We start from the raw sequence: 10701 nt of genomic DNA on the forward strand, positions 1-10701 counted from the left end.
GTTACATCTCCAAAAAGTTTTTTAGCAATTTTGCACCGACTGAGCCAGAACGCTCGGGATGAAATTGCACGCCGTAAAAGTTTTCTTTTTGTACGGCAGCGGTAAAGCTTTCGCCGTAATTGGTTTCTGCTATTGTTGCTGAGCATAATGGCATCGCGTATCCATGTACAAAGTAAAAATGAGCAGCATCAGGAATATCTCGAAATAAATGATGACCGGCTTGAGGAAAAACCTGATTCCACCCCATATGAGGTAAAGGTAAACCACAATCAGGAATTTTTCTAACTTTTTCGTGAATAATTCCCAATGTATTAACATGTCCTTCGGTACTATAATCGGCTAAAAGTTGCATACCAAGGCAGATTCCTAATACTGGTTGAGTACAAACTCTTATTAGTTCGATTAAATTACGCTCTTTTAATTTTTTCATTGCCGAACTTGCAGATCCTACTCCTGGTAAAAACAACTTATCTGAGCTGAGCACGATATCTGGGTCAAGGCTAATTATTGGATCATAACCTAATCGTTGCACGGCATATTTGACCGAAGATAAATTAGCACAGCCAGTATCGAGGATGACAATCTTCATTTATAGTACTCCTTTTGAGCTTGGTAATCGGTCACTTTCAATTTTGATGACTTGTTTTAATGTTCTAGCAAAAGCTTTAAATAAACTTTCTACTTTATGATGATCATTATCGCCTTCTGTTTCAATATGCAATGTAATAGCCATAGCATAACTAATTGAGTAAAAGAAATGTTCTACCATTTGCGTGCTCATATCGCCAACTTTAGGGTGAGTAAACTCTGCTTTAAATTTTAGATAAGGGCGTCCTGAAATATCTATTGCACATTTAGCTAAACACTCGTCCATAGGGATAACTGAGGCATAACGAGTAATACCACGTTTATCACCTAGTGCTATTTTTAGTGCCTCTCCTAAAGCTAGTCCAGTGTCTTCTATGGTATGATGATCATCAATATGTAAATCACCATCAACTTGGATATTGAGTTTAATTCCGCCATGAGTTGCAATTTGATCGAGCATATGATCAAAAAAACCAACTCCAGTATTAATTTGACTGCCACCTTGGCGATCAAGCCACACTTCAACAAGTATTTTAGTTTCTTTGGTATTGCGTTTAACTTTTGCATAACGATCTTTAATGGTTAATCGTTGGGCGATTTCCTCCCAGTTTAAATTTTCAGGATGATATCGTAATCCTTGGATTTGCATGTTTTCAGCCAATTGAATATCAGTGACCCTGTCACCAATAACATAACTGTTTTGTTTATCCAATTTACCACTCGTAAGATATGGAAAAACTAATTGGATTTTCGGCTTACGACACTCACAATTATCTTCTGGAAAGTGAGGACAAATTAAGACATCCTCAAAATTAACACCTTGCGATTTAAAAATCTGCATCATCAGATTGTGTGGACCATCAAAATCAGCCTGTGGATAGCTACTAGTACCGAGCCCATCTTGATTGGTAACCATCACTAAATGGTATCCCGCAGTTTGTAGCTTGAGTAGTGCTGGGATCACATTAGGTTCAAAAGCCAATTTTTCAAACTGATCAACCTGAAAATCAACCGGAGGCTCCGTAATTAATGTGCCATCTCGATCAATAAATAAGTACTTTTGTAACATTTTTGCTCCTATTTAATTTTTTTGAGCGCAGAAATGACAGCTTCGCACTCGGCTTGAGTACCAATGGTAATTCGAATTATATTTTGTTGCCCAATAGATTTACTTTGATTGCGTAAAATAATGCCTTGGCACCATAAAATATTAAATACATCTTTATCATATTGAAATTTAACACACAAATAGTTGGAATAACTCGGATAAATTTTTTCGACAATTGGCAATTGTCGAAGTAAATTGGCAAATTTTTCCTTTTGATTATTTAAATTTACCACATGTAGCTTCATGGTATTCACACCATCTTTACTCAATGCTTGAGCTGCAATATCAGCAACAGGGGTTGCTAGAGGGTATGGTGCAATAACCTTCTGTAAGGCTTCGATCACAGGTTTATTAGCAATGGTGAAACCGCAACGTAATCCAGCCAAAGCAAAGGCTTTGGATAATGTTCGTAAAATCACCAAGTGAGGATAGTCATTAAGCCAACTAACGACACTAGATTCAGGTGAAAACTCAATATAAGCCTCATCAATAATGACCAAAGCACGATCTTTGGCAATATTAAGTAAAGCTTTGATATCATCAGAATTGATTAAATTACCGGTCGGATTATTTGGTGAACAGACATAAATTAGTTTTACAATATCAATATTTTGTTTTATACCCTCAAGATCAAGTTGCCAATCAGAAGTGGTTGGCACAGTTTTGGTTTTAATACCTAATGTCTCAGCACTTACTTGGTACATGCCATAAGTTGGTGGACAATATAAAATACTATCGTGCTGAGGCTCACAAAATGCACGCATTAAAAGCTCAATGGCCTCATCAGCTCCTCGGCTAACAAGCACTTGTTCAGTTTTAACCCCTGCATATTGTGCATAACGCTGAATTACTTTTTCAGGCTGCGGTTCTGGATAACGGTTTAAGGTTTGATCTGTCAAGTCAAAATGTGGAGCAACGGGGTACTCGTTGGCATTTAGCCACACATCGCCTTGACCACCAATTCGCCGAGCAGATTGATAAGGTGTTAATTGCTGAACATTTTTTCGAACTAATTTATTAATATCCATTTTAACTACCTATTTTTGATTTATTGAATTTAATACCGATAAACGAAGACTAACTGCTTGTTTATGAGCGGTTAGTTGTTCAGCCTCTGCCATAAGCTCAACGGCATTACCTATTGCTTTTAATCCTTCTGGTGTTAATTTTTGCACCGTCATACGTTTTTGAAAATCAGCAAGCCCAAGACTAGAATATGTGGCTGTATAACCATAAGTTGGTAATACATGATTGGTTCCTGATGCATAATCACCTGCTGACTCCGGTGACCAATCCCCTAAAAAGATTGAGCCAGCACTAGTAATTTGCTCAACTAATTCATCCGCATTTGCAGTTTGAATAATTAAGTGTTCGGGACCATAGCGATTACTAATAGCAACACATTCATCCAAATCTTTAGTTACAATAAGGCGACTTTCTTGCAATGATTTTTCAGCGATATTCTGGCGGGATAGTTGCGTAAGTTGTTTATCGACTTCAATCGATACTGCTTGTGCTATTTTTTCATCAGGTGTTAACAAAATAACTTGTGAATCAGGACCATGTTCAGCTTGCGACAAAAGATCGGCTGCAATAAAAGCTGGATTAGCCGAACTATCAGCAATGACTAATACTTCAGATGGACCTGCAGGCATATCAATGGCTGCGCCATCAAGGCGTTGGCTAACTTGGCGTTTGGCTTCGGTAACGTAAGCATTTCCAGGACCAAAAATCTTAGCTACTTTAGGCACTGATTCGGTTCCAAATGCCATAGCTGCAATTGCTTGGGCTCCACCAAGCTGGTAAACTTCGGTCACGCCACAAAGTTCAGCCGCATATAATATTTCATCAGCAATCGGAGGCGGCGAGCATAAAATAACTTTACTACATCCTGCAATTTTTGCAGGGATTGCTAGCATTAATACGGTTGATAATAAAGGTGCTGAGCCACCAGGAATATATAGTCCTACTGATTCAATTGGGCGAGTCACTTGCTGACAATTTATACCTGGCATTGTTTCAACTGTAATAGCTTGTTTTACTTGAGCTAGGTGGAATTTTTCGATATTAGAAACAGCAAGTTGCATAGCTTGTTTCAATTCTGAATTAACTCGGCAAGTTGCAGCTTTAATTTCATCTTGAGTTAATTTAAATTGCTTGATCTGAACTTTATCAAACTTGTTACTAAGCGTTTTTAATGCCTCATCACCATTTTGTTTAACTTGACCCAAAATATCAGTTACCGATTGACTAATCGAATCAGAAGCAGTAATTGCAGGGCGAGTTAGTAGCGCTTTTTGTTGTTCGTTAGTACATTGTTGCCAATAAGAGAGTTTCATATTATTACTCCATCATTTTTTCAATTGGTAATACAAGAATTGAACTTGCGCCTAATGTTTTTAATTTTTCCATGGTTTCCCAAAAAAGAGATTCACTACTCACCATATGTAGCGCAACACGATTTTGCTCGCCCGTTAACGGTAAAATGGTTGGGTTTTCGGCCCCCGGTAATAGCTCAACAATATCATCTAACACCTCAGTAGGGGCGTGGAGCATAATATATTTGGATTCACGCGCTTGAATAACGCCTTGAATGCGTGTCATGATTTTATCGATTAACGCCTGTTTTATTGGCGACATTTCGCCTTGACGTTGAATTAAGCAGGCTTTTGATTTATAAATAATTTCAATCTCTTTTAGTCCATTAGCCTCAAGCGTTGCACCACTCGAAACCAAATCACAAATTACATCGGCAAGCCCAGCCCGAGGGGCAACTTCGACCGAACCATTAAGCAAACATGTTTTAAAGTTAACATTATATTGAGCAAGATAACGGCGGAGTAGGTGAGGGTAAGTGGTGGCAATACGCAAATCATTTAAACATTCTGGTCCTGTATACTCAAAATCACGCGGTGCTGCGATCGACAACCGACAGCCACCAAAATCTAAACTGCGCAATTTTTTAAATTGTGGATCTTCGCCTTCGGCCTGCCTATCTAATACTTCCTCCTCTAAAACATTTTCGCCGACAATCCCAATATCGACAACGCCATCAATGACCAGTCCGGGGATATCGTCGTCACGAACACGCAAGATATCAATGGGCATATTTTCAGCAAAAGCGATCAAACGTTGTTCTTGAAGATTAATTTTAATACCACATTGGGCAAGTAACTTTTTTGATTCGTCACTTAATCGACCTGACTTTTGCATAGCAATGCGTAAACGCGAATTATCCAACATATTTTTCTCCAAAGTTATCTAAAAAATTTATAAACCACAAACAAAAAACCCTCGGAAGTTTGATCTTCCGAGGGTTTTCTATTTGTTTTTGCGATATCACCGGAAGACCAAAGTCTTCCAGCACCAATCGCCCGAAGACTATTCAGGAATGATGATGGTGGTGGTGTTTAGCAACAAAACTAGTAATAAAAATGCAAAAACAAATCATAAAATCAAAAGCCAATAAGTTAATTAATTATCAATACTGCTATACAACATATAACATAAATTTCTAGCTAGCAACAATTTTTACAAATTTTCGATAAATCAATCCAAAAATAGTTGTTTATTGATTACAATTATATAACTTGTTTTCATTACTAATTGGCTTTATATCAGTAATTTTTTGAAAAAATGTGCTAACTTTTTATTTGAAAACAGTTTTTTATAAAATAATAATTATCAATTAAAATTTCATAAATTTTAATAAAGTCTAAAAGGTAGCCAATTTTTTTAACGGTATATGTTGGTTTAATATATATCATTTTTAGAAAAAGAATGATAAAGAAGTAATCAAAAAATAACGTGTCGGTTGTTTTGCAGCTTTATGAGCATCTAGGATGATACATTATAGCGATCATCACCTAATAAAACTAAACTAAATCAGTTTTATATTGTTTCATTTTTATTTTCCTATAAATCAGCAAATTAACATCAATGAATAATTATTTAAAAATTGCAACAGAGGTTATTACTTGTCACATAATATGTGATATTCAATTTTATATTAAATTTGAGTATAAAGGAGATGTATTTAATGATTTAGCAATAAAGCTTTGAACAGACAATTTGCTTAACTGTGCTTGGATTTTTTTAGCTTGCTCTTTGGAGTTACAACGAGTAAAAACGCATGCTCCAGTACCAGTTAATCGGGTAGGTGCAAATTGCGAAAGAAATGTTATAAGTTCGTCCACTTTAGAATAACGTTTACGTACAATTGGCTCACAATCATTACTAAAATCATCTAATGCTAATGACAGTAACTCCTCAAGATTACGAAACGGCGTATCACGCTTAAGTTGTGGATCATTAAATACTTTGACGGTGGAAATTTCAATATTAGGATAGGTGATTAAATACCAATGTTCAGGAATATTGACGATTTCAAACTGATCACCTATACCTTGAGCATAAGCTGCGTGACCATAAATAAAAATGGGAACATCTGCGCCAATTTTTCGTCCAATATTCATTAATATATCGTTTGATAAGTTCAATTGCCATAGTTGATTTAAGGCAACCAAAACAGTTGCTGCATTTGATGATGCGCCACCAAGCCCTCCACCCATGGGTATTTTTTTTTCAATAGTGATATCAACACCTAAATTCTGTTGATTAACATAAGATTTTAAACATTCGGCCGCAATAACAATTAAGTTTTTATGTGTTGGAATTTGAAAAAATGTGGTATTTAAATTTATCACTCCGTCTTTGCGTAAAGTGAATGATAATTTATCATAATAATCAATAAATTGAAATAAGGTTTGTAAGTTATGATAATTATCAGGACGACGGCCTGTAATATACAAAAATAGATTTAATTTAGCTGGTGATAACCATTGTTTCATAAAAAAATCCTTATTATTTTAATATCCACTTATCAATTTTTAAACGGATGCGTTCATCATCATGGGTAAGCTCAATTGTTGCCGGCATATCTATATTTCTATTTTTTAATGAGTAGGCTATGTAATTTGCAATTTTTACATTCCATTTTTTGCTATCTTGCATAAATGAGGTCGATATTAACCGACCAGCATTATCTAATTTATCATTAGCAATATCATTAGAATACCCTTTTAGCCAATCATGTAACGAATTAAGGGGAATATTAATATTCGAGATCTTTCTTATTAGATTTTCAACATTATTATCGATGTAACGATAGCCATTTCGATCTATTAATTCCGCATAATTAGTATCTACTTTTAAAGTGAAAATATTACCACCAAGTGGTGTTGTAAGCTTAATTCCATAACGATCAACAGATTGTTGAATAATTAAAAAACGTCCATAGTTACGACTTTTGTCGCTAAAATACGCAATGCTTCCATTAACTTGAAAAGTATTTATTTGTTTTAAATCTTCTTGATGAATTTGCCATTGTTGTTGAATAGATGTAACGTCTTTAGGTGTTATTTGACATGCACTAAGCAATAAAGGCATTACTATCAATATATATTTAAATTTAAACATAAAATAACTCGTTAGTTGTTTATGCACATTAGATTGCAACATTATAACTGATAATAAGTTGAATAGAAAAAGTAACTGTCAATTAACGTTTAATATTTTTTTATGTATAATGTCGGCAACAAGACACTTAGTAAAAAAGTTATGTCTTATAAACGATTATAAAAGAAAAATGCAATGTCTATTACAATATTAGGTGTTAATCATAAAACAGCACCAGTGGCTTTACGGGAAAAAATTGCCTTTACTAATGAAATTATCGATAAAGCGCTGTATAGCCTTTTTCAGCATCCTTTAATTGAAGGTTGTGTTATATTATCTACCTGTAATCGCACTGAAATTTATATAAGTTATGAGCAAGAAACCGATCACCTAAAATTAAAGCGATCGGTTGAACGTTGGCTTGGACAATTCCATAATGTAGATATGACTCGCTATCAAGAAGCTATATATTGGCATCAAGGACAACGTGCAGTTGAACACTTAATGTCAGTTGCAAGTGGTATGGACTCAATGGTGCTTGGTGAGCCGCAGATTTTAGGACAAGTAAAACAGGCATATGGTTTTGCACAAAATAATCATTGTTTATCGCCTAACCTAAAGAAGTTGTTTCAAACTATTTTTCATGTGGCAAAAATTGTCAGAACAGAAACAAATATTGGTGCTAATACTGCTTCTGTTGCCTATGCTGCTTGCCTTGTTGCTCGTAGCCTTTTTGTCGATTCAAATCAATTAAATGTAATGCTTGTTGGTGCAGGCGAAACAATTGAACTTATTTCAAGATACTTAAAACCACATAATTTTAATCATGTTATTGTTGCTAACCGTACTCGCGAAAAAGCCTTAAAATTAGCTTCTACCATGGATGCTGAGATCATCTCATTACCTGATATTGCTAATCGATTAAAGGATGTTGATATAGTTATCAGCTCTACAGCGAGTCCTCTACCTATTATTGGTAAAGGCATGGTTGAAAGAACATTACAGGCACGAAATTATCGACAAATGTTATTTATAGATATAGCTGTACCGCGTGATGTTGAAGAAGAAATTAAGCAACTTGAAAATGTACATCTTTACACTGTTGATGATTTACAAAAAATGGTAGAAAGTAACCTAGAACAAAGAGCCATTGCAGCAAAAGAAGCGCAATATATTATTCAAGAACAAGCAGAACAATTTATTGATTGGCTCAAAACCCGTCATGCAATTAATTATGTAAAACAGTATCGTAATAATGCTGAGAATATTAAACGAGAGCTAGAAATCAAAGCTTTAAATGCAATCAAACAAGGTGCCAATATTGATGATGTTTTAGCTAAGTTCTCACGAAAACTAACCAATAAATTAATCCATGCACCTACGCAAACATTGCTTCATGCGGCAACTCATGAATGTGGTAATTGTTTCAAAGTGCTAAGTAAGGGGTTAGGCTTAAAAGATCAATAATTAAATTATTAGTGTTCGTTAAAAGAGGTATCACGAATTGGAACAGATCGAATTCTTTGATATTCAAAGTCCCTGTAGGCGTGTTTGTGAAACTGATAAACAGGGATATTGTAAAATGTGTTACCGTTCAAGAAATGAAAGATTTAACTGGTTAAATTTCTCCAATACGCAAAAACAAGAAGTATTGCGCTTATGCAAGCAAAGGGCCAAAAGAAAGCGTTCTATTCTTTTGAGTCAACAACATTCACAATCAACACAAGAATCACCACAAATCAGTTTGACTTTATAATTTATATTACCTTATTGCAACTATATCTTGTAATCTGGTTTAGCTCGGAGTAGCATCTTTTATAATTTGTTATATTAAATAGCTTAAAGCCTTAGTTAAATTAAACGAGACTCAATATATGAAAATGTGTATTGCATGCGGAATGCCAATGACATCTATTGGTGATTATCCTTTGCATGATATAACAAAAAATTATTGTAAGTATTGTGCTCATGATGACGGCAGAATGAAAACATTTGATGAAAAATGGCATGATTTAACCTTAAGTTATGTCGAAAAACATAATGTTGATTATCCGATTGCAAAACAAACCGCTTATACAATTCTTAAAAAGCTACCTGCATGGAAGCGCAAGTGGTAGCCGAATTTTTAGGCAAACAAAGCGCTTTGTTATAATATATATTGCAGATATCACACAGCTTAGTATAATGCTCTAGTTTATTTACACTTCTAATGCCAGTGTGGCGAAATTGGTAGACGCAGCGGATTCAAAATCCGCCGCCCTTAAAAGCGTGTCGGTTCGAGTCCGACCACTGGCACCAAGCTCACAAAACAGTTAAAACTGATTTTTAGATTTAAAACTTTACTAGTCATGATTTTTAGCACATCATTTATATCAGTTTGCGGTAACTGGAAATAATCAAAATCAGATGTAAAATCAAATAATAAACAAGATGCATTTAGTTCGGTAAAAGTTCCTATCCTAAAAATTTTATTTAAATTACATACAAAAAAAACTTATGCTGCATTAATTCAGTTAGCTTTCGCTTTAATGAATTACAGGTACTAATTGGCATTATTACGTTAGTCTTCATTGTTACGCTAAATATAAGTTAAAGTTTCATCAAAAATTAATCCTATTTAAAATAATTTTGTGAATTGTTTAATACATTTTTCTAAAAAAAATTTGAAAAATTTTATGAGTTAAATTATATTATCAGCAATAAATAGATTATCAATGTAATTTAATCAATAAAATATTACGAACACCTTAAGGTTATTTAATTCGATTATAAAGATTGCATTGTTATATTGATTTTATGGGGTTGTTATATTGCTGTAATAGATTAATCAATATTAAGCGATTTGAATTTTTATGTTATAGATTGATAAGTTAGAAAAAGCATTAATTAAAATAAACCATGCTATAATTTTCTCTTTTGACTGCTATATTATTAAAGATCTAAATAACTCAATGAAATATTAATAAAAATCAGATTAAATTATGAATTAAAAAGGATGAATGATAGGAGAACGCATGGTAAAACATTTAGATAAAATCGTCGAACAAGCAGGGAAAGACTTGCTTAGCCAATTAACAAATAAAGTTAGCCATAACCGTTACACACTAACCATTGATGAACTCAGCACTCCTATATCGGTGTTAAACGTCAAAGGCGAAGAGGCCTTAAACCAGCTGTGGCGTTACACCATTACTTTTACCAGTGCCAATAAAACCCTATCTACCGATGCTTTTTTAAACCAACCGGCTACTTTCTCATTTAATTCTGTTGTAAGCGATGCGCTCAGTTCTGCAATCCGTGCCTTGGGTGATTTTACCAATGATAAAAGCACCCGCAAGGTTTATGGTATTATCACCGAGTTTAGCCAATTATCGGTGAATAAAGAAGAAGCGCATTATCAAGTGGTCTTATCGCCACGACTAGCTAGACTAACGTTAAACCGCAACTGTGCCATATTCCAGAACCAAAGCGTAGTAAGCGTGGTTGAACAAATACTTAGAAGCCACGGACTTAATGGCATAGACTACCGCCTTGAACTTAAAGAGCAC

11 protein-coding genes, 1 tRNA gene and 1 other annotated feature are annotated in these 10701 nt (G+C 34.6%); of the genes, 5 read left to right on the forward strand and 7 right to left on the reverse strand.

Features of this window, described 5'->3' with window-relative positions:
• Position 1: 1 nt before the first annotated feature.
• From hisH to lolB, 7 genes are all read right to left on the reverse strand, one after another.
• On the reverse strand, positions 2 to 589 hold the full coding sequence (gene hisH, locus A9G48_RS09080) for an imidazole glycerol phosphate synthase subunit HisH (protein ID WP_065576094.1): 588 nt from the start codon (positions 587 to 589) through the stop codon (positions 2 to 4).
• Entirely contained in the window at positions 590 to 1657 is a 1068-nt protein-coding gene (hisB, locus tag A9G48_RS09085) for a bifunctional histidinol-phosphatase/imidazoleglycerol-phosphate dehydratase HisB (protein ID WP_065576095.1), read from the reverse strand.
• 8 nt (positions 1658 to 1665) lie between these two features.
• Positions 1666 to 2724 carry a histidinol-phosphate transaminase gene (gene hisC, locus A9G48_RS09090; protein ID WP_065576096.1) on the reverse strand — a complete coding sequence of 353 codons (1059 nt, stop codon included), beginning with the start codon at positions 2722 to 2724 and terminating at the stop codon, positions 1666 to 1668.
• A 9-nt stretch (positions 2725 to 2733) separates the two neighbouring features.
• The gene (gene hisD, locus A9G48_RS09095; protein WP_034945864.1) at positions 2734 to 4035 is read right to left on the reverse strand and encodes a histidinol dehydrogenase; all 1302 of its coding nucleotides are present in this window, start codon (positions 4033 to 4035) and stop codon (positions 2734 to 2736) included.
• A gap of 4 nt (positions 4036 to 4039) precedes the next feature.
• A complete protein-coding gene (gene hisG / locus A9G48_RS09100; RefSeq protein WP_034945862.1) occupies positions 4040 to 4939 on the reverse strand; it encodes an ATP phosphoribosyltransferase in 900 nt (299 codons plus the stop codon).
• 39 nt (positions 4940 to 4978) lie between these two features.
• Positions 4979 to 5103: a sequence feature (His leader region), on the reverse strand.
• A gap of 597 nt (positions 5104 to 5700) precedes the next feature.
• On the reverse strand, positions 5701 to 6546 hold the full coding sequence (gene ispE / locus A9G48_RS09105; RefSeq protein ID WP_034945861.1) for a 4-(cytidine 5'-diphospho)-2-C-methyl-D-erythritol kinase: 846 nt from the start codon (positions 6544 to 6546) through the stop codon (positions 5701 to 5703).
• Positions 6547 to 6559: 13 nt separating this feature from the next.
• Positions 6560 to 7174: a lipoprotein insertase outer membrane protein LolB gene (gene lolB / locus A9G48_RS09110; RefSeq protein ID WP_034945856.1), complete on the reverse strand. Its 615-nt coding sequence runs from the start codon at positions 7172 to 7174 to the stop codon at positions 6560 to 6562.
• Between the two features lie 174 nt (positions 7175 to 7348).
• Between lolB and hemA the strand changes: the two genes are divergently transcribed.
• From hemA to A9G48_RS09130, 5 genes are all read left to right on the forward strand, one after another.
• Positions 7349 to 8620: a glutamyl-tRNA reductase gene (hemA, locus tag A9G48_RS09115; RefSeq protein WP_034945854.1), complete on the forward strand. Its 1272-nt coding sequence runs from the start codon at positions 7349 to 7351 to the stop codon at positions 8618 to 8620.
• A 37-nt stretch (positions 8621 to 8657) separates the two neighbouring features.
• Positions 8658 to 8909 carry a DUF1289 domain-containing protein gene (locus tag A9G48_RS12215; protein ID WP_080715888.1) on the forward strand — a complete coding sequence of 84 codons (252 nt, stop codon included), beginning with the start codon at positions 8658 to 8660 and terminating at the stop codon, positions 8907 to 8909.
• A gap of 118 nt (positions 8910 to 9027) precedes the next feature.
• The gene (locus A9G48_RS09120; RefSeq protein WP_034945848.1) at positions 9028 to 9270 is read left to right on the forward strand and encodes a zinc ribbon domain-containing protein; all 243 of its coding nucleotides are present in this window, start codon (positions 9028 to 9030) and stop codon (positions 9268 to 9270) included.
• A gap of 94 nt (positions 9271 to 9364) precedes the next feature.
• A tRNA-Leu gene (locus A9G48_RS09125) sits at positions 9365 to 9451 on the forward strand.
• Positions 9452 to 10167: 716 nt separating this feature from the next.
• Positions 10168 to 10701: contractile injection system protein, VgrG/Pvc8 family (locus A9G48_RS09130; protein ID WP_218057862.1), on the forward strand; the 534-nt coding region annotated here is incomplete at its 3' end.

This window comes from Gilliamella sp. wkB18, from assembly GCF_001690875.1.
Classification (GTDB): domain Bacteria; phylum Pseudomonadota; class Gammaproteobacteria; order Enterobacterales; family Orbaceae; genus Gilliamella; species Gilliamella apicola_A.

Bases quoted from the DNA above. Each gene is read 5' to 3' on its own strand.
- hisH (WP_065576094.1), bottom strand. From the start codon at position 589: ATGAAGATTGTCATCCTCGATACTGGCTGTGCTAATTTATCTTCGGTC.
- hisB (WP_065576095.1), bottom strand. From the start codon at position 1,657: ATGTTACAAAAGTACTTATTTATTGATCGAGATGGCACATTAATTACG.
- hisC (WP_065576096.1), bottom strand. From the start codon at position 2,724: ATGGATATTAATAAATTAGTTCGAAAAAATGTTCAGCAATTAACACCT.
- hisD (WP_034945864.1), bottom strand. From the start codon at position 4,035: ATGAAACTCTCTTATTGGCAACAATGTACTAACGAACAACAAAAAGCG.
- hisG (WP_034945862.1), bottom strand. From the start codon at position 4,939: ATGTTGGATAATTCGCGTTTACGCATTGCTATGCAAAAGTCAGGTCGA.
- ispE (WP_034945861.1), bottom strand. From the start codon at position 6,546: ATGAAACAATGGTTATCACCAGCTAAATTAAATCTATTTTTGTATATT.
- lolB (WP_034945856.1), bottom strand. From the start codon at position 7,174: ATGTTTAAATTTAAATATATATTGATAGTAATGCCTTTATTGCTTAGT.
- hemA (WP_034945854.1), top strand. From the start codon at position 7,349: ATGTCTATTACAATATTAGGTGTTAATCATAAAACAGCACCAGTGGCT.
- A9G48_RS09120 (WP_034945848.1), top strand. From the start codon at position 9,028: ATGAAAATGTGTATTGCATGCGGAATGCCAATGACATCTATTGGTGAT.